Origin of the sequence: Mesorhizobium sp. WSM3864, from assembly GCF_002294955.1 — a bacterium.
Lineage (GTDB): Bacteria > Pseudomonadota > Alphaproteobacteria > Rhizobiales > Rhizobiaceae > Mesorhizobium.
In genome coordinates, this window is record NZ_NSGD01000037.1 from 1 (window position 1) to 18,568 (window position 18,568).

Genomic DNA, 18,568 nt, shown 5'->3' on the forward strand with positions numbered 1-18,568 from the left:
ACCACCACCGGTGGCGTCGCCGGCGAGGCTCTTGGCGTCGCCGCCTTCACCGTAGTTCAGCAGCGACAGCTTTCCGTCGACATCGAGGCCATCGCCGCCGTCCGACTTGGCATCGCCGCCGGTCACGTCGCCGCCATCACCGCCATTGCCGCCATTGCCGCCATCGGCCTTGGCATCGCCAGCATCCGCCTTGGCGTCGCCAGCATCCGACTTGGCGTCGCCGCCGTCGTCAGACTTGGCATCGCCGGCTTCCGCAGCGCCGATACCGAGGCCCAGTCCGAGGCCGAAACCGAGGCCGAGGCCATCGCCACCGTTGGCGTTGCCGCCGTCGCCGTAGCCGCCCTTGGCGTCGCCTGTGTCGACTTCGCCGCCCTTGGCGTCGCCGCTATCGCCGTCGCCGGCCTTGGCGTCGCCCGCGTCGGCCTTGTTGTCGCTCTTGGAGTCGCCGCCGATAGCCGCGCTGAGAGCCAGGCCGCCCTTGCCGTCGCCGGCTTCGACGTCGTCGGACTTGGCGTCCCCGCCATTGCCGCCTTCGCCGCCATTGGCCTTGGCGTCACTGCCGCCGTCCGCGGTCCCACCACCTGCCGAGATGCCGTCACCGGCTTCGGAGTGGCCGCCCTTGGCGTTCAGATCAAGCTTGAAATCGGCGTCGTTCTTGACGGTCGCGTTGTCGAGCTTGTCGTTGTCATACATGTTCAGGGTCTGGTTGATGATCGACGCGGTGTTGGTGCCGGCGCCGGTCATCGAATTGTTCAGGATGTCCTTGAAGGTGACGTCGTCGCCAGGATCATAAGTGACGTTGCCGTCCTTATTGTTGATCATGGTGTCGATCTTCATGTCGTCGTTGGCATAGATATCGGCGAAATCATCGTCGGAATTGCCGAGCTCACCTTCGAGCTTGACGCCAACGTCGACGTCGACGTCGACCTTGGTCTCGTTGACGTTCTTGTTCTCGTTCGAGTTTTCGTTCTTGGACTCGTTCGAGTTTTCGTTCTTGTTCTCGTTCGAGGCCTTGTTCTCGTTTTCGTTCTCGTTCGAGGACTTGTTCTCGTTCGAGTTGTCGTTGTCGCTCTTGTTTTCGTTCTCGTTCGAGGCCTTGTTCTCGTTTTCGTTCTCGTTCTTGGCGTCGTTGGTATTGTAGTTCTTGTTTTCGTTTTCGCCACCGCCGTCACCGATATCGAATTCGCTGTCGACGATCTGCAAACCGAATGCGTTGATGTTGTTCTTGTCGAGGTCGAGAGACATGGTCGTGTCCTCTGTTTGAAGGCCGCGACTGCCGAACCGCATTCTTCTCTTACGCGGCTATGGGCTGTACGCGGACGTTGCGTTTAATGCGGTGAATGGACTGCCGGACCGAGGGGACTGAGGTCCGCAATCCGAATTTCGTCATGACTTGCTTGAGTACCTCCCTTTGACTTCGGGAGAGGCGGCCGTCCCAAGGCAAAACCCGGGGGAGCGCCGGATCACCAAGGATCCGGTCGTTCAAACGGAAGAGTCCTGGATATGCCCCAATCCCACATGGAACCCGGGAAAGTCTGGAACCAGAGGGCGGTGATTGTAAGCTGACAGTTCGGGCTAGCCCGTTCGGCCGGACCGCTGCCCGGACGTGCTCCGGCCGCGCAAATGCCGAGATTCCTGCCCAGATCAGGTGGCGGCGACTCTGTCGAACGTCTCCAGTCGGCAGCGACGACGAGAAAATTAGCTATAGCTCATCCGAACTATATCAGTCCGGTCTAATTTGGTGTATAAGTCGTTAAGGCTAGCTGTTTACGGGGTGGCGGCCCCCGAAAATTTGAAGAAGGGAAAGAACTAAACCGACAGTATTCGTCTAGGGTGGGGTGGCAACCATGTCCAGAGTTAACGTGCACAGCACCGTAGGTAGCGGTGCCGGAGAGAGTTGGGCGGCGCGTAGAATTATCCTGACTGTTTCCTCTACTGACAGCTTTCCAGAATGTCTAGTATACGCCATCGAGAGGGAATTTCCCTCGATAGTCGTCGAGCAGGCTACAGGCATCGAAGCGGCCTGCGCGCCGTTCGAGCATCCCGTCTGCCTGGTCCTTATCGACACCGAGCTCCTGCATAAGATCGACGGCTATGCCGCCGAACTGATGCGGCATCATCCGGCAGCGCCGATCGTCCTGGTGCAGCACGACAGCCGAGCTTCCGTCTCAATGCACGACGTTCTCGATCTCAAGATCGTGCGCAGCGTCCTGCCCATGGATTTGAAGCTTGATGTCTGGCTTTCGGTCATCCGGCTTATGCTTCGCGGCGGCGAATATTTCCCCTTGGCGATGTTCCAGTCATACGCACGCAGCCTCTCGCAAAAGGCGTCGGATCATTCGACGCCTGCCGAACAACCAAGGCCGGACCGGTCCGGTTTCGAGGAGATGGGCGAACTGACCGACCGTGAGTTCCAGATCCTGGAAATGGTCGCTCGCGGATTGCAGAACAAGATCATAGCCGCGACCCTTCGCCTGTCGGAGCACACGGTCAAGATCCATCTGCACAACATCATAACCAAGCTTGGGGCTCACAACCGGACCGAGGCGGCCGCGGTGTTTCATGCGCGCAAGGATAGCTTTCACGGCGGCTTGGAACGATCCGGTTCGCCACAGTCCGTCCAATCTTCGCCGTGAGCCGATGATGCCTCGGTTTCAGGAGATACTGCTCCTCGTTGGCCAACTGAATTACACATGGACCAACACCGAGAGTCTGCTGATCTATCTGATTGCCGGTCTTGCGAAGGTCGACAAGGAAACGGCGATCATCATTTTCCTGACGCTGAACACGACCCGCGCGCGCATCGAGCTGGTAGAGCGGCTGGCGAAAATCCCGAAGACGCCGGCCGCCTGCCGTCGGGCGGTGCTGACAGTCACCGGCAAGCTCACGCGCCAGGCGAAGCTGCGAAACAAATACAGCCACTGCATCTATTCGTTCGACGAGGCCGGAACCCACGGAAGCACGCAGCTGATGCGTATCGTGGACGGCAAGGACGAGGTCAAATACGGAAAGATCGAAGCGCTCGATGACGAGGAGATGAGAAGAATCCACGGTTCCATCGAGGACATCAGAGAAATAAACAAGGATATCTGGTCGATCGTTATCGACAATTCGTTCCCGAGATAGGCCGCGGGATCTCGTCCGGATTGGTTGCTCCCTGCTAATGCATGTCGCCCGGAAATGTGCGCAGTTCTACGACGATCACATGCATCAAAACAAAGACTTGAAGCAGGTCGCCGGAATCCGTTTCAGCGCGACGCGCTTCAAGCAACCGAGGCAGGGATCCGCCCGATGGCTTTCAGCGCCTCGGTGCGAAGCGCCAGGGCCCGGCTGTGGCCCGGCTCCAGCGCGATGCATTCGTCAAGGCTTGTGAGCGCGTCCTTTATTCGGTCGAGCTTCATCAGCGCCAGGCCGCGATTGTAGTGCGCGGCAGCGATGTTCGGATTGATCTCGATCGCCTGGCCGACCTGCCGCTCCGCGTCGCCATAACGGTGCTGCTGCAGGCAAATCACGCCGAGAAGGTAGCGCACGTCAAAGCGCCTGGGTTCGACGTCCAGGATCTCGCGGTAGATCTTTTCCGCCTCGGCCAGGTTTCCGGCCTGGTGCAAACGGGCGGCAACGCTGAGCTTTTGCGGCAGAAGGGACTGTCGCGCGGCATCCAGTTGTCGAAGCAGCGATAGCGCCTCGGCATGGGCCGGATCGGCAGCCAGGATCTGCCGGCAACCACGCAGAGCCGCCTCAAGATCGCCAGCCTGATGAAGCGCTTTGGCGCGCGCGAGCACGACCGGCAGGCTCCGGCTCTCCAGGCGGTCGCGCAGATTGCGGCGGCTGGCCGTGCTGACGAGAAGGCATTCGACCCGGCGCTCGAGCCCGCCGAAATCATATTTGTAAGAGAAATCCCCGGTCTGCAGATCATAGACGGCAAAGCCGTTCTGAATGGCCCAGCGTATGCTGTAGAGATGAAGCGCGAAGCCGGGCGCGGGCTTCTTGACCGCGAGATCGCGCCCGTTGAGCATCCCGATTAGTGCCCGGTTCTTCCGGTCGATCAAGGTGGCCTGCACGCCGATCGGGTTGTCGTCCCGCCACAGGACCGGGAGATAGAGGGCGTCGTCCTCGAAGGCACAGCGCAGCATGTTACGGAAGTTGTTGATCATCGCCTGCGGCAGGCCTGGGTGATATCGCGCCGCCAGTTTCGCGCCCCACTGACTTTCCCAGAACCGGAGTAGCGTCTGCAGATCGCGCTCCAGCGTTGCGGCGGTCACGTTGGTGACGCGATACTCGGATGCGTCGTCGATTGCCCTTAGCGTGCGCCGCGCGGTCTTGCGGGTCGCCGCGCCAAGCCGGTCATTGAGAAAGTCCTCCCAGTCGCCCGGCAGGTTCACATAGACATAGATGTCGTGGTCGATGCCATCGCCGTCGTCGGGACGCCTCACCTTGCCGGTCACGAATTCCGGCGCGGAAAATTGCTCGAGGAACGTATTCAGCCGCGGCGGCGATGCAAATATGTTCTCAAGATGCAGCTTGGCCCAGTTCAACCGCTTCGTATGCTCGGCGAAGGCCCGGACAACGGCATCCTGAACCTCCGGTTTGCAAAGGAAGCCGGCATATCCGGCGAAGTAGCCGCCGCCCGTCCGCAATTCGTTTTGGAACGCACCGTCCCTGGCTCGTTCCGTTCGGAGCTGAAGCGGGAAGAAACCGACATAGCCGGCTGAATTGTCTTCCTTGGCGGCCAGGACGAGCCATTGGTAGCGAAGCCGCTTGAACCAGCCCGCCATCCATGGCCACGACATGAAGTAGTGAGCCTCCGGGTCAGCAGCGTAGACGGCATCCCAGTTGTCCCTCAGCTCAACGAGAGCATCGAAACTGTCGATGACATCCACACGCATGGCGTTGCCCTTTGCTCGTGGAGCGTCGGCAATAGTCGATGGTCCTTGTATCGGCTATTCCCCAATCCTTGGACAAAGCCAAGGAATGCCCCCGATGATGGTTCCACGGCGGAATTGGCCGTGCAAGCCGATCAAAGGATTGATGGATCTCTGCGCGGCGCGAAATTGCGCCGGCGGTCAAGGCGCGGCACTGCGCCGACGGGGACAATCGATCAGGAAGCGATCCGCAGCCACTTGCCGTTTTCGGACTGGGATTGCCGCGCAAAATAGCGATAGGAAGTCTGCGCCCAGTTCCTGACGGCGTCGGTTCGGTTGTCGAGGATCAGGTCGCCCTTGTCGGTGCGAACGGTAAGCACGGTGTGGCCCGCGCCGCCCGATGTAACGACCGTCAGCAGCAGGGCTGAAGCCGGCCAGCCGCGCTTCATGAACTCGCTCTTCTTCAGGATCGCGATATCCTCGCAATCGCCGGCGTTGGTCGGTACCCGCCAATCGTCGCCGAGGCCGGTGGAACGGTCGTCACGTTCGATGATCCTGGCATTGACGGAACTGTTGACCGCCTTCAACTCGGCCATGCGCCTTTCGGTGAGCTTCACCTGCTTGACGTGTCCGCCTGGGCTGCAGAGCCTTGGCTGCCTGGCGCAGAAGCCGCGGGCGGCCGGCGGGGCGAAAGCGTAACCCTTGGTGACCATCATGGACGCAGTGCCGGAAGTCTGCATGGTTTCGCTGCAGCCAGCGATAGCCATGACTGCGGCAACGAGCGCTGCCAAACGAATCACGTTCCATCCCCTCGGATCGATAGACCGAGATCATCTTCGCCGGTTTGGTAAATCAAGACTCGCTATTAGCGTTTGCACAGATTCTAAAACAATGTATGCTTAACAAATTGTTTCCGATGGTCGGAAACTTTGACATAGCGCCCAGTTTGGGGACGGGAGCGCCTTTTTTCCCTTCTTAGGAGGAAGAAATGCACCTGTACCCAAGGTGCGCGAGCAGCGCTCGCGCAATTCTGCTTGTCTCATCCGCCCTTATGGCGGTGAATTCGACGCTTCCGGCATCGGCACAGAGCAATGTTCGACCGCGTTTGACGGCCGCCCAATGCCAGCCGCTGACGGAATCCAACTACGCGCTTTGCTGCATTGCCAGCAACCGCGCAAGCATCCTCACGCGCGCACAAATCGCAATGTGCCCGCCAATCACAACGGCTCTCATCGCTTCCGTCCTTGCCAGCGACGGCGAGGGCGGCGGTTCCGGCGGCGGCAATGGGGGTTCCGGCGGCGGCAATGGTGGTTCCGGCGGCGGTGATGGCGGCGGTGATGGTGGCGGTGATGGTGGTGGCGATGGCGGCGGGAGCGGTGGCTCCGGCGGCGGCGGAGGCTCGGGTGGCTCCGGCGGCAGTGGCGGCTCCGGCGGCAGTGGCGGATCCGGCGGCGGCGGTGGATCAGGCGGGTCCGGCGGTGGCAGTGGCTCTGGCGGCGGCTCGGGTGGTTCCGGCGGCAGCGGCGGCTCGGGCGGCTCCGGCGGCAGCGGCGGCTCGGGCGGTTCCGGCGGTAGCGGGGGCTCGGGCGGTTCCGGCGGCTCGGGTGGTTCCGGCGGCAGTGGCGGATCGGGCGGCTCCGGTGGTGGCGGCTAAGTTCGGCCCGCGTTCATGTCATGACGAGGTTGGATGGGCGTCCGCCCGGGCGCCCATCCACTTCAGCCCATTCGCCCGTCGATCTGCCCGGGACGCGGCGACATCGAGCCTCGGTCCATTCTGTCCGTGCCTGGAGGAACTTCCAGCGGCCTCCAGCGCGACAGCGCTGAAAAGCGCCTTCCGGCAAAGCGAAGCGATCCGTGACGTCGCAGGCCTACCTTGCCCGGCCGCCTTCTATTGCGATCACGACTTTCTGGTACAGTACTCCTCAGGAAAAACGTCGTTTCCACGGGAGGTGATTTACGAAGATTGTGGGATTCCCCGAAATGGGCTTCCCATTTCTGATCAATCGTGATTGGTTTCAGCCACTTGTGTTGCGCAGATCGCCGGAGGGGGCTTGTGCGACTCATATCGATGATGGTCGAACTCGGCGTGATTGTTGGCGGTCTCGGTTTTGAAACCGATGCCAGGTGCCGTGATCTGGCCGCCATGGCTACCACTTCCATCTCTGATCCAGATGAAGCCCGGCGTCTGCAGGATGAACTGGCGCAACAGTTCTCTCTGCTGTCCTACGGCGCTGGTCTCGGCCTCGACCTTTCGCCCTACTGGGATGAACTTCTTAGCCTCGTAGAGTCGGTTCGCTGCGCATCTCGCCTGAATTGACCAGGCGATCAAGGCGCTCGCCGCAGCGGAACACAGCTGCCAATCAACGGCGCTAGCTACGAGCGCTGCGGTCTGGCCATCGCAAGGCCCCGTTCCAGCGCCTCCTTGAGGCTCGTGGTATAGTGCGCGGTGTCCTCCAGGCCGCCGAAGAAGTTTATGCGGTGGACATCGCCTTTCTTGCTTATGACGATTCCAGCTGCGCGGAGGGTTTCCTGAACCGACTTGTATGTCATCTCCGATTACCTTAGCCACCCAGAGATTAAGGTTGCATCTTAATGTAACAAAAACGTGTCGCTGACTGTGAAAAAAACAACATAGGCTGCTGCCGGCTAGAGCGCATCGCGGCGAAATGGATCGAGAAATACGCTTTTAAGTCTTTGTTTTGTGCATGTCTTTTTCGAAAACCGCTGCACAAATTTGCGCGACATGCATCAAGTCCTTCTTTTGATGCATGTCCTTCGCCCAAGCCACTGCACTTTGGGGAGGCGACATGGTAATCTGATCGAGCTAAAGCCCATTGAGCTAATTGAGCGAGCGGCGAAAAAAGCGCACTGTTCTGTTTGCCGAGCCTCAGCATCAACGCCAACTGAGATTGCCTCGGATAGTTTGTCGAACCCAGACTTCTTCCCCGGAGCCCGTCGGCAGACAAGGCGGACCCGGTATTCCCTGGTCCGCCTTTTTGCGTCCTTCTAGTCTAATGGCGAGTTCGCGGGTAAGACTTACGTCTTCGTTTCGGCGGAGAAAATGGAAAAGCGAAACGAACGGCGTACTGCGGCAGGAATCGGTGCAGAAAGGCCCACGCACAAGTCCCCACATCTTCGTCAGTTGCTCACTCCCCTGCGGGTGTGTACGCGCTGGCGACCTTGTTTGATATCGCCACCCCGCCGGACATCGCTCGCCTTCCAACTCGGAATACACCTACGAACACGTCATCCTCCAAGCTTTCGACCTGACGTTCCAGCGTCTTCCGTTACCGTGCTGCTTGAATGAGAAACTCGGTGCTGCGTCGAAATTGGTACAGATGGCGATACTTGCTCGATTGCTAAAATAGTGAAATTTTCGCCTCGAGTGCCTGGAAGCAGGATTGGGGAGATGTACTTTCCTCAGTTTCTGGTCGGAATGCTGATCACGTCGAGCCTAGTCGGAACCTGGGCCTATGAGGCCACGGGGTCCGTCTGGATGAGCATTGCCTGGAGCCTCCTAGCCGCGCTTCTGTTGCAGGTCGGCTATCTCGCGATTGTGTTCAGGCTTGTATATGGTCGGCGACACTCCGAGCCGAAGGCGAAGGAGACCGATCCGGACGCTGCCAAGCAACAATCCCTTCCACATCAGCCACGACATACGGACGGCCGCTGACCAACTGCCGGCTTGGGCGTTCTCGTCCCTGCTTTTTTGGAGACCCGTAGCGTCCGCGCAGGCCCCCGTATGTGTCCGATCACAAGATTACCGCCACATTGCCGAGCTTTGGTTAGCGTCGCTCCCGGGTAACATGCAACAATTGCTGGAGTCGGACCGGCAGGTGCGGCGAGGCGTGCAATTCGGTACAGCTCTTTTTCCATCGGCGGAGATATTCGGCGATTGGAACCCCGCTGCGGCCAGGCCAGCGGTTGAGCGCGCCCAGCGCCTCAATGCAATCGGGAACCTGTTCGTATTCTGCGAGAATGGTCAGGCACATTGCTTGCGCGAACGGATTGAGACCTGGAATTTCGATCTCGTTTCGGTGGTCGGCGAACCACCTCGCAGCATCTCGGGTAAGTCCCTGGCTGTCGGCGAGCGCGGTATAGCGTTTGATGATGTCCGCGCGATATTCGGCAATGGCATCGCCGAAACCGCTGTCACCTGCGAAAGGCGGGTCCTGTTTCCAGTCTTTCGCTAGGCGTCCCAGGCCTCGCAGCGAGAAGGCCTCCACCATGGCTTCCTCCAGCCATTGGCAAGGCGGTGCCGGCTTCGCATCGGCCTGCCAGCTGTTGGCAAGCACATGGCCGAGTTCATGGCCGAACTGGTAGGCAAGCTTCGACCAGTCCCGTTCGCCGATGTCGACAATGATCCAGGCCATACTGCTGCCGTCGGGATGCAGCCAGATCGCCGGCTGTCCGGTGCCATGGCGGTCGACGCGGAGCCTTGCCGGCTGGCGATCAGACAGCAGTCGGACGCCGTCCAGGCAGGCGCGCCGCGCCTTTTCAACGACCTGTTCTGCCGCTTGCGGGAGCATGCGGCCCCAATTGCCCGCGAGTTCGAGGGGGGCGGACAGAAGCGTCGCGGGTGTCTTATTCCGGGGGGATGGCATAGCTGCATAGCCCGGGTCCAGGATGGCCGAAAACTTTGCCATTGCGGTAGCCGATGCTGCCGCAACGATGATGCCAACCGCCAAATCTCGGCGCCTCATAGCCTCTCCAGTTGGCGGACGCAAATCCTCCAAAAGTTCGAATGCCTGGTCCAGGCCGTCTCGCCAGCTATCACCGATCCGGCTAGACTTGAAGTTCTCTCAAGTGGAGGCCGGGGCGCAAGCTGGTTCGCTCGATGCAAAGTGATTGAATGGACGAACCATCGCCAAAATGGGGCTAAAAGCGTCATGTCGGAGATTTATGTAATCAATCTCGATCGAAGTGTCGGGCGGCTGGATAAATTTCGCAAGTTGAACTCGCACCTGCCGGAAGTCCGGAGGTTCTCCGGATTTGACGGAAAATCCATCGACCGCGACAAGCTGATAGAGCGTGGGGTTATCAGTTCGGATTTGGAGTATGCGCCTGGGAGTCTGGGCTGCGCCATCTCGCACGTGACGCTCTGGAGAGAGGCCGTCGGTCGGCACAAGGTGATAACGGTTGCCGAAGATGATGCGATCTTCTCTCGCGAGTTCGAACGACATACGAACGCGCTCTTGGCGAACATCCCGGCCGATTGGGATTTCATCCTGTGGAGTGCAAGTCTGCGATGCTATGCTTGGCTAGATGCCCTTCCTGGCGGAACCGGTGCCAGGCTGGAGTTCTTTCCGGGCGAAGTCATGACGCATATTGCTGACTTCCAGGAGGCGGCAATCGAACCTGCTCTGCTTCGAGCGCGCTATCTGCTCGGCACGGTTTGTTACTCCGTCTCGCCACGTGGCGCGCGCGCGCTGTTGGAGTGGTGCCTTCCGATACGGCCGATGATCGTGGATTTTGCAGGCTTCGGCCTAAGGCTGAACAATGCAGGCATCGATTGCATCATGGCGGGCGTGATGCCCTCGCTCAAAGCCTATGTGTGCTTGCCGCCGCTTGTCATCAGTGACGAACGGCCGGAGGAATCGGTACGGATCAATACGTGAGCGAGAGGCTGGCGTTGACCGCAGTCGGCCAGTCCGTCCCATCAGGCAACCGATAGCCTTCACCGGACACCCACTTCGCCGAGCGGCGCTGCTCGATCTTCGTGCCGGCGCCGAATGAAGAAATCGAGGTTGTTCCTGAGACGCTCATTGCCCGGGTCAAGCTCGAGCGCCATCTGCCCCCATTCCACAGCACGGTCCATCGCATTCAGGTGCCATGAGGCGATGGCGCCCAGATCAAACAGCCGAAAGCCCCAGCAGTTCGGGTCATCGAGATAGCTTCCGGTGCGACGGGTGTTTTCGATTCCGTTGCTGCACGCCCAGAACAGATTCAACCAGTCGGCCCTGCCGTGGAGTTCCTCCGCAAGGTCGGCCCAGATCTCGCGCCGATGCGGCGCTTCCATTCGCGCTTTGTCCAACCACACCAATCTCTGGTCCGGCATCATGCGTGCGATGTAGCGCATCGCTTCTGACCGTTCCTCGCCCCAGGTGCTTGTCGGCAAGCCAAGGTAGCGCTCGAGCAATTGGACGGCCTGGTCGGGCCGGTTGGCCCACATCAGGTCCCGCCCGAGCCAGAAACACATCTGGGCGTCGTCGGGATCTTCCTTGTGGGCAACCTCCATCAGAGGCAGGTAGCTGCTCCTGGTTGGCTTGGCCAGGTCCTGCACCTCGAACATGACCAGGTCGTTGCTGGTCGTGACCACCTCCCTTTCTCCGGTGAAGACGAGGGCCTCATGGACGGGGCGCTTGAAGCGATATCCCCAGCGATGGTGAAAATTCTTGGTGGCCCATTGCCGCAACGGTCTGGGGTCGTCGACACTCGCTCTATAGATCGTCTGACAATAGAGGGCTGTCGTTTCGGGTCTCCAGGCCGCCTCCAGCTTGGGGCGCCAGCCGGGCTCGAGGAAACGATCCATATCCATCGTGCAGCACACGTCGACGTCGGCGGGGATGAGCGCCAGGGCGGCATTTCGGGCGTCATCGAAGCGCCATGGGCGGACCGCGATCCGGTGCACGGTAACGCCGGCGTTGATCAGTCGCGATACCGTGTCGTCGGTGCTGCCGGTGTCGGCGACTATCCGATAGTCGGCGCCGACAGCCGAATTTGCCCACCTCTCGACATGTGCGGCTTCGTTCAACGCGATGGTGTAGACCGCGATCTTCAAGGAAGGGGTCCGCGATTGGACGCAGTCGCTAAGCGACCTCCCGCTGAACGGCTGGACTCGCCCGAACCCGACCGCACCGCCCTGTGACGCTCATCGAACAAGGCCGACGCCTCCGCGCTTGCGGATCGCCACTAGCCCTCCGAGCAATTTTGCCTGGCTAAGCTCGAAATGGCTGTCGAAGAACCGGATTTCGGCGAACTGATCGGCAAGGTCGCTGATACCGACCGGGTCGATTGATCGGGCCGTGCCGTGCTGTTGGATTTCTCGCAAGAGATGCTTGGTGAGTGTGATTTCACCGGCATTTTCGCTTGTTGGCTGCCAGTCGAGGTCTTCGATGAAATACCATCCACCCTCTGCGAGCAGCGGGAAGAATTCGCGCAGCGTCAGTTGCTCGTCGAACGAGGCGTGGCTGCCGTCGTCGATAATCACGTCAAGCGAGCCCGGTTCCAGCTTCGCCGCGACCGAGCGCAGATCCTCCAGCTTGGATTGATCGCAAACGAAAGACTTGAACCTCTCATTGTTGAACTGAGAAAAATCCGTCAGGTCGACACCGATCACCTCGGCGTAAGGAAAATAGGATTGCCAGAGCGCGACCGAGGGCGTCTCGGACTGGTCGCCTTCCGCGGCGATGCGACAGAGACCGATCTCCAATAGCCTCCGCATGGAAAGTCTCCGGCTCGACAGCAGCCGCTCGTAGACGCGTGCGTAAGCATGCCGGTTGCCGGTATGGCGGTTCTTGTCGGTGTTGAAGCGATCAGCAAGATCGATGAGTGTGGGAAAGCTCCGCAGCGGCTCGACCAGCAAGGAGATGAGCGGCGCTCCTTCCCCGCCCGAGCGAGCCTCATTTCGTGCCGTCCACAGGTGTGTTCCGAAGACACGCTCATCATTCAGATAGACAGCCAAATCGGCGAGCGGCTTTTCGAACTCGCCTATCTCGGTCCAATCGATCGCGTTAAAGAACATCGGCCCGAAGACCCAATCGCGCAGCTCGGCGCCTTGATCCGAAGCAATGTAGTCGGAGAGCAGTTTCGGGCCGATTTCGCCAAATCCCTTGCCGCTCTCACCGAAGAACCGCTCGATTGACATCTCGTAGAGCGCTCTCAAATGGGGGCTGAAGGCTTCGGCATAGATGACGTTGCCGCAGACGAAGTGGCCTTGGTGCCCGCCGCGCCATTGCAAATTGAAAAAGTAATCGCCGCGGAACGGAAACGGTCGCAGCATGACCACGTCGCAATCCATCCACAACCCGCCATGTTCGTAAAGCACGGCGTAGCGAAAGGCGTCGCTGAAATAGCGGATCTCGGAGCCGGCGACCATTCGCTCGAACAAGCTGCGCGGCATCACGTCATCCGCGGCGCGTACCTCGACGCCGAATGGCACGAGGAATTGAAGCTTGTTCGGCGAGTAGCTCCAGACCCTCACGGGATGGCCTGCCGCGCGCATCGACGTGGTGGCGGCAATCAGGGTCAGATGCTTCGCAGTGTCGGAAAGCACCTCGTAAAAGCAGTGGATCTGAGGCAGCGCGGCATCTCCCCAGTCCAGGAAGGGGGCTATCCGGCTATCGAACGCCCAGGATTGATCGCGGCGCTCATGCGGCGAGTCTGCCAAGCGAAGGAACGGCGCCAGCTCGAGCAGGACCTCCTCTGTGCCTTTCGCATTGCCGGAGAGGACAATCCTGCTCGCCTCCTTCGGGAGTCCGTCGCCAGGCCGGGTTTGTTGATGGAGGTCGCCGGGTTCTTTGCGCTGCTGAGCCGCCGCAATTTGTATGGTCGCACCGTCCGCCGACGTCGTCGCAAGTGAGCTCCAATATGCCTCGCTTGCAGACAAAGAGTCTGTCCTCTCCAGCAGCGAGCTTACCTCCGAGGCATCGACGGCGGCGATCCACGCTTCGCTCTCGGCGACGCCGTACGAAATCAGCAGGCGCTCGTCTTTTGGGTGCCAGGCTAGGCCGGCGGCAAATTCAACCCCCTTTTCGTTGAAGAAGAACGGCCGGCTGATCTTTGCCAAGCAGCCTGTTTCGTCCAACCAGACGAAGCGGTGCTGGCAGTATGGCTGAGCCCCGTCCGGCCTTGCCCGCGTCTCGTGCGCGAGTGTCAGCCATCCGCCTTCGAAGGCAATCGCCTGGGTGCCTCCCTTGAGCTGGTCGGCAGCGACGGAAGACGGCTTTTCCGATATCGTCTGCCCTTGATCGCCGACAATGCGGATGGAATCACCCACAGAAAGGAACTGCAGCCGCTCCCGGTCGGTGCCGATGCCAGCCGGCTTGACTAGGGGGAGCCAATTGTTGCCGTTCATCTTCGCACCGATCGGCCGGAGCACACGCCAGTCAGTCATCTGGTATGGTGCAGGCCCGCCATCGTCGATGCGCGCGATGACCGGTTCGCCTTCTGCCGCCGGCGCGCGCATATAGGCGCTGCTCCACAATTGCCCCTCCCAGGCAAACGGACGCATGGCCTCGAGGCCGCAGCCGTAAGCAGGTCGCGGCAAGTCGGTCGGCTGTGAAATCTCGTCGGCCGATGCGATCCCGAATTCGCTGTCGATGCGCAGCAAGAAATTGCGTGTGTGCACCGCCGCTCGATCCGGCGCTCGAGCCCGGAGGTTCTCTTCCGCCGCCGCCAAGGTGATGGCCCCCTGCAGCACTACGATCTGGTTGTCCCAGCGAGCCACGGACGGGTTTGAGAGCCGATAGCCGTCGGGCGGTACGAAGCCGACCGGTTGAGCAGTGAACGATGGCATCATCGTCTTGGCGGGCTGGATGTAGAAGAACAGGTTGGAGCGCGCCAGATCGCGGGAACCGTCGGCGATGCTGCGGCTCAGCGCCAGCCAATTGCACACTGCGAACCCGCGGTCCTTGCGCAATGGATCGCTCGCGTAGTTTGCCGCGATTGCGTATTCCTCGCGAAGGCCCGTCGTGTAGATGAAATCCTCGAGAAACAGGATGTCTTGCTCGGGTTTCGTGATCGCCAGACCGGCTTCCGAAAACAGCACGCTGGCGTCATTCATCCCCTTCTCGCGATGGAACCGCGCGAGGTCGTAGAGGGGTTCGGTACGTTGCGGGCGCTGATTGAAGGCAGCAAGCGCCTGGCGAACGAAGCCTGCGTCGTCCCCGAGCTTTCTTAGGCAGCGCGCCTCCTGCAGCCGGGCGTTCCATGCTTCCTCGTCCCAGCCGCCCATCGCCGCGCGTTTTGCGTAGGCCACCGCCGCCTCGGCCGTGCGTCCGGCGTCGCGGTAGGACTGCGCCAGGTAAAACCAGTATCGGTGGTTCTCCGGGTCTTTCTCCAGCGCCTCCAGCAGGAGCTTGATGTCGCGCTCGAACTTGTCGACGCGGTTCGATCCGCTGGCGTGGTCCTTGTACCAAACGCCCTGCAGTTCCTTCACGTCGCCGGGAACGTCGAGATATTCATGAGTCACGCCACGGTAGCGGGCGCCGGCATCGCGCCTGACGATACGGGTGTTCCAATAGGCGAGGGCGGAACCGGAGCGCTGGAGCAGCCGATAGCCGGGACAGTCGAGCTGCGCTCGGAAGCCCGCGTCTTCGACGACCAACTCCATGTCGGCGTCGTCAAAAAGCAGATAATCATAGACGAGCGACGAAGCATACGCATGATCGAGCGCGGCGTTGCGGGCCTGCTCGAAATTTTCGAAAGGGAACTCATGCAACTCGCCGGGCAGGTCACGATCGGCGAAGAAAGCCCTGATGTAATCCTGGGTCCCGTCGGTCGACCCGGTGTCGCCGATGACCCAGCAGTCGATGTGGTCGACAACCGCCCCCAGACAGCGCTGCAGGTTCGCCATCTCGTTCTTGACGATCATGTTCAGGCAAAGTCGCTTGCCAGTGGTCATCCGTGAAATTGCCATCTCTCGCTCTGACGTTGCGCGACGTTCAAGCAATGCCATTCTCTGCGTGCCGCGGATGAATTCGCGGAGCCGTCTCGAAGCTCCTATCGTCTACTTGTCCCGCCACCGGAGCGGCTAAGGTCCTCAGACGATCTCCGCCCACTTCACCGCCATTTGCCGAGCGACGTCAAGATCGACGAAGCGGTGCTTGGCGTCGACCCCATCGCCACCCCGAAATGGGATAGCGGGAGCTCGATCCCGATCACGTTTCTGGGTTTGACGCAAGTTCCCGGGTGAGGGTTAAGTTATGGATTTCAAAAATATTTTCTAGAGTTGCGGTTTGTAATATTTCCCGACCTAATACTTTAGAGGTAGGCCGGTTTAGTCGCTTCCATAGTTTACAGATCGCTAATTTTCAAATTTACTAATTTGCTGCTGTGAGGGGGGCCCACAGGTCGTGGGTAGCTGGCATTCTGCGGAAGTCGTAGGGGAGTCAAGCCAGAGGGTTCCGGAGTAGCAAGGCCAAAGTCGCGGACGACTAAGGCACGTGCGTTAGTGAGCGCGCGGCCGTGTGAGCGTTTGTCTTTTTTGTTCGGGTCGAACGGGTTTTTCCATTCCGGAGCTCTCTCGCGAGTTTTCGCCAAGAGATCGGCGTCGGCTGTGACGGGAGTGGATCGTGTATCACGTGATATCACGTGCGTTTCCCAGGGAGTTTGAAGCCCGCCGCTTCGACAAACTTCAAACCTATCCGCAACTGAGCCGGCCAGGGCTTCGGCCTGATCGGCTGAAAGGCGGCCGATATGGACGTGGACCACGCTCAGCCGGTCATGGCCGTGCCCATCTATGCGCCGGCGGGAAATTTGTTGCTGCAAGGTGCGGCGGATTGCTCCCGTGCCCCGCATCCAAACCAAATCTCAACAGAGCTGTTCAAACCGAGTGCCGTCGGCAAACGGCGCCGTCTGCGACGTCCTGCCCGCCGATCGGACCGGGAGTCGTCTGGAGCAAAGGCTGCAGCCCATCACGTCTTCGCGCGCGAGCTTGCGGCCAAGCCCGTCGGATCGAGGGCGGTACTGCGGTGATTGAAAATCAAGTGTCAAGCAGGAGAAGCCGCGGCACCAGCCGCCGCTAATCGGGGAGTGCATGATGACCTACGCAACTTTGTCTACTGGAATGGATGTGACCGTTAGGGGCGTTTTGCCCATCGGCGACGCGACCGAGCATATAACCTATTTCATTCTGGATGCCGCCAAGAACGCGATCGTCGGCCAGGTCATTCTTCCCGCTGCCGTCAAGCGAAGCCACGCTGTCGCAATAACCGTCAAGGTTCCAAGCACCGCCGGCTCTCTCGCGATCGGGATATTTGACGAAGGCGGGAATTTCCAAGCCTCCGGTTTCCTCCGCGTGGAGGCCCCCCTCGTTGGCCGCCCAAGCGGCGCCGCCGGGCCGTCCGGAAGATGACCGCGGCCAAGCGCCGTTTCCGCGCCGCTCGCCGACTAAGCCGGTGGGCGGTTTCCCTTTTGAAATGAATTGGAAGCGAACAGGAGCCAGTCATGGCCCGTGCCTCTGAAATTCTCTTTGTAGATCCTTCGATCTCCGATCTCGAGACTGTTCTGAGCAACGTGCGGCCGGGGGTCCAGGCCATCCTGCTCGATGGCCGTCAAGCGCCGGCGGCGCAGATGGCTGCGGCGCTGAGAGGGCACGAAGAGCTGCGTGCGGTCCACATCATCGCGCATGGCGCGCCGGGTCGGGTTGCTTTCGCTTCAGGAGAATGGTCGGTCGGGACGTTGAAGGGCGCGGCTGAGGAATTCGCCGCAATCGGCAGGGCGCTCGCTGCGGACGGCGAACTGCGGCTATGGTGCTGCGAGACGGCTCGAGGAAAGGCAGGCGATGCCTTCGTCGACGCTTTGGAATCGGCCGTCGGCGTGGACGTCTGCGCGTCCAGTTCGCTTGTTGGTGCGGCAGTCCTGGGCGGTGCGTGGGAATTACCCGCACGTGCGGGCGCGTCGGCGCCCCTGCCGCCGCTGACCCCAACTGGCGTAGCAAGTTACATTGGGCTCCTGGTATCGGGCAACCTGACACTCACAGGCACCGTAGCCAACGGCAGCAGTAATAACATCAATACGTTCTATCTTATTGATACAACTGCCAATCCAGACACAATTGTTGGAAGCTTCGTTCTTCCACAAGCCAACAATGGCATAGCACCAAACTTTGCAATAACTATTACAGTACCTGATACGACCCATACTTATCAAGTTTACGATAGCAACTTCAACCTATACGGTACGCTAACGCCTGGCGTCGGTAATACTTACGATTTTGTGCCCAACGCCAGTAACAATGGTGACAATGGCGATACATTCAATGGTGGTAGTTTCGCCGTTACGAGTCAAATAGGGCCGACGGGCCCGGCGGGAGCGACCGGCGCCACGGGTGCGACCGGCGCAACGGGCGCGGGTGCAACGGGCGCGACGGGCGCTACCGGAGCAACGGGTGCGACCGGCGCAACCGGCGCGGGTGCAACAGGCGCGACGGGCGCTACCGGAGCAACGGGCGCCACGGGCGCAACCGGCGCGGGTGCAACAGGCGCGACGGGCGCTACCGGAGCAACGGGCGCGACGGGCGCAACCGGCGCGGGTGCGACGGGCGCCACGGGTGGAACGGGCGCCACCGGAGCAACTGGCGTGACCGGTGCTACAGGTGCGACTGGCGCTACGGGTGATACTGGAGCCACGGGCTCGACTGGCGCGACCGGAGCAACAGGCGCTACCGGCTCCACCGGCGATACAGGTGCAACCGGCGCCACAGGCGCGACTGGCGCCACCGGTGATACCGGCGCCACTGGCGCTACAGGCTCGACCGGAGCAACCGGCGCGACAGGCGCGACCGGCGCCACCGGAGATACCGGAGCAACCGGCTCTACCGGTGCGACCGGAGCAACCGGCGCCACAGGTGCGACCGGCGCCACGGGTGATACCGGAGCAACGGGCTCGACAGGTGCGACCGGAGCAACAGGTGCGACCGGCGCCACCGGCGCTACCGGAGCAACCGGCTCGACCGGTGCGACCGGAGCAACAGGTGCGACCGG

14 protein-coding genes and 1 pseudogene are annotated in these 18,568 nt (G+C 60.7%); 8 read left to right on the forward strand and 7 right to left on the reverse strand.

Annotated features, from left to right (window positions below; translation table 11 throughout):
* Window positions 1-1,245: hypothetical protein (locus CK215_RS29785; RefSeq protein WP_095833054.1), on the reverse strand; the 1,245-nt coding region annotated here is incomplete at its 3' end.
* 602 nt (window positions 1,246-1,847) lie between these two features.
* Between CK215_RS29785 and CK215_RS29790 the strand changes: the two genes are divergently transcribed.
* Both CK215_RS29790 and CK215_RS29795 read left to right on the forward strand, forming a co-directional pair.
* Window positions 1,848-2,636 carry a response regulator transcription factor gene (locus CK215_RS29790; RefSeq protein ID WP_067001385.1) on the forward strand — a complete coding sequence of 263 codons (789 nt, stop codon included), beginning with the start codon at window positions 1,848-1,850 and terminating at the stop codon, window positions 2,634-2,636.
* Window positions 2,637-2,643: 7 nt separating this feature from the next.
* Window positions 2,644-3,126 (forward strand): hypothetical protein, encoded by a 483-nt coding sequence (locus tag CK215_RS29795; RefSeq protein ID WP_067001392.1) that lies wholly within the window; start codon window positions 2,644-2,646, stop codon window positions 3,124-3,126.
* Window positions 3,127-3,263: 137 nt separating this feature from the next.
* Here CK215_RS29795 and CK215_RS29800 read toward each other — a convergent pair whose 3' ends face one another.
* Window positions 3,264-4,886, reverse strand: a complete 1,623-nt coding sequence (locus tag CK215_RS29800) for a GNAT family N-acetyltransferase (protein ID WP_095833055.1) — start codon at window positions 4,884-4,886, stop codon at window positions 3,264-3,266.
* Between the two features lie 212 nt (window positions 4,887-5,098).
* Complete coding sequence (locus CK215_RS29805) at window positions 5,099-5,602, reverse strand: transglutaminase-like cysteine peptidase (protein ID WP_245418871.1); 504 nt, start codon at window positions 5,600-5,602, stop codon at window positions 5,099-5,101.
* A 464-nt stretch (window positions 5,603-6,066) separates the two neighbouring features.
* On the opposite strand from CK215_RS29805, the gene CK215_RS31690 reads away from it, so the two are divergent.
* Window positions 6,067-6,516, forward strand: a complete 450-nt coding sequence (locus tag CK215_RS31690; protein WP_210201703.1) for a hypothetical protein — start codon at window positions 6,067-6,069, stop codon at window positions 6,514-6,516.
* A gap of 414 nt (window positions 6,517-6,930) precedes the next feature.
* Complete coding sequence (locus tag CK215_RS31140) at window positions 6,931-7,179, forward strand: hypothetical protein (RefSeq protein WP_095779119.1); 249 nt, start codon at window positions 6,931-6,933, stop codon at window positions 7,177-7,179.
* Window positions 7,180-7,235: 56 nt separating this feature from the next.
* Here CK215_RS31140 and CK215_RS31555 read toward each other — a convergent pair whose 3' ends face one another.
* Window positions 7,236-7,412 carry a hypothetical protein gene (locus tag CK215_RS31555; RefSeq protein WP_170950440.1) on the reverse strand — a complete coding sequence of 59 codons (177 nt, stop codon included), beginning with the start codon at window positions 7,410-7,412 and terminating at the stop codon, window positions 7,236-7,238.
* A 1,235-nt stretch (window positions 7,413-8,647) separates the two neighbouring features.
* Window positions 8,648-9,508 (reverse strand): hypothetical protein, encoded by an 861-nt coding sequence (locus CK215_RS29825; RefSeq protein WP_095833060.1) that lies wholly within the window; start codon window positions 9,506-9,508, stop codon window positions 8,648-8,650.
* Window positions 9,509-9,751: 243 nt separating this feature from the next.
* On the opposite strand from CK215_RS29825, the gene CK215_RS29830 reads away from it, so the two are divergent.
* On the forward strand, window positions 9,752-10,480 hold the full coding sequence (locus tag CK215_RS29830; RefSeq protein ID WP_067001318.1) for a glycosyltransferase family 25 protein: 729 nt from the start codon (window positions 9,752-9,754) through the stop codon (window positions 10,478-10,480).
* Window positions 10,481-10,539: 59 nt separating this feature from the next.
* Here CK215_RS29830 and CK215_RS29835 read toward each other — a convergent pair whose 3' ends face one another.
* Complete coding sequence (locus CK215_RS29835; protein ID WP_095833061.1) at window positions 10,540-11,643, reverse strand: glycosyltransferase; 1,104 nt, start codon at window positions 11,641-11,643, stop codon at window positions 10,540-10,542.
* Window positions 11,644-11,733: 90 nt separating this feature from the next.
* The gene (locus CK215_RS29840; RefSeq protein WP_141245588.1) at window positions 11,734-15,486 is read right to left on the reverse strand and encodes a glycosyltransferase; all 3,753 of its coding nucleotides are present in this window, start codon (window positions 15,484-15,486) and stop codon (window positions 11,734-11,736) included.
* A 1,134-nt stretch (window positions 15,487-16,620) separates the two neighbouring features.
* Between CK215_RS29840 and CK215_RS29845 the strand changes: the two genes are divergently transcribed.
* From CK215_RS29845 to CK215_RS32350, 3 genes and pseudogenes are all read left to right on the forward strand, one after another.
* Window positions 16,621-16,938 carry a hypothetical protein gene (locus tag CK215_RS29845; protein WP_170950441.1) on the forward strand — a complete coding sequence of 106 codons (318 nt, stop codon included), beginning with the start codon at window positions 16,621-16,623 and terminating at the stop codon, window positions 16,936-16,938.
* Window positions 16,939-17,030: 92 nt separating this feature from the next.
* A pseudogene (locus tag CK215_RS32170) lies at window positions 17,031-17,528 on the forward strand (DUF4347 domain-containing protein); the annotation flags it as partial.
* A gap of 636 nt (window positions 17,529-18,164) precedes the next feature.
* On the forward strand, window positions 18,165-18,568 hold a 404-nt coding region (locus tag CK215_RS32350), incomplete at its 3' end, for a hypothetical protein (RefSeq protein ID WP_280953093.1).

Coding starts and splice junctions, on each gene's coding strand:
- CK215_RS29790 (WP_067001385.1), top strand. CDS start 1,848: ATGTCCAGAGTTAACGTGCACAGCACCGTAGGTAGCGGTGCCGGAGAG.
- CK215_RS29795 (WP_067001392.1), top strand. CDS start 2,644: ATGCCTCGGTTTCAGGAGATACTGCTCCTCGTTGGCCAACTGAATTAC.
- CK215_RS29800 (WP_095833055.1), bottom strand. CDS start 4,886: ATGCGTGTGGATGTCATCGACAGTTTCGATGCTCTCGTTGAGCTGAGG.
- CK215_RS29805 (WP_245418871.1), bottom strand. CDS start 5,602: ATGCAGACTTCCGGCACTGCGTCCATGATGGTCACCAAGGGTTACGCT.
- CK215_RS31690 (WP_210201703.1), top strand. CDS start 6,067: ATGTGCCCGCCAATCACAACGGCTCTCATCGCTTCCGTCCTTGCCAGC.
- CK215_RS31140 (WP_095779119.1), top strand. CDS start 6,931: ATGATGGTCGAACTCGGCGTGATTGTTGGCGGTCTCGGTTTTGAAACC.
- CK215_RS31555 (WP_170950440.1), bottom strand. CDS start 7,412: ATGACATACAAGTCGGTTCAGGAAACCCTCCGCGCAGCTGGAATCGTC.
- CK215_RS29825 (WP_095833060.1), bottom strand. CDS start 9,508: ATGGCAAAGTTTTCGGCCATCCTGGACCCGGGCTATGCAGCTATGCCA.
- CK215_RS29830 (WP_067001318.1), top strand. CDS start 9,752: ATGTCGGAGATTTATGTAATCAATCTCGATCGAAGTGTCGGGCGGCTG.
- CK215_RS29840 (WP_141245588.1), bottom strand. CDS start 15,486: ATGACCACTGGCAAGCGACTTTGCCTGAACATGATCGTCAAGAACGAG.
- CK215_RS29845 (WP_170950441.1), top strand. CDS start 16,621: ATGATGACCTACGCAACTTTGTCTACTGGAATGGATGTGACCGTTAGG.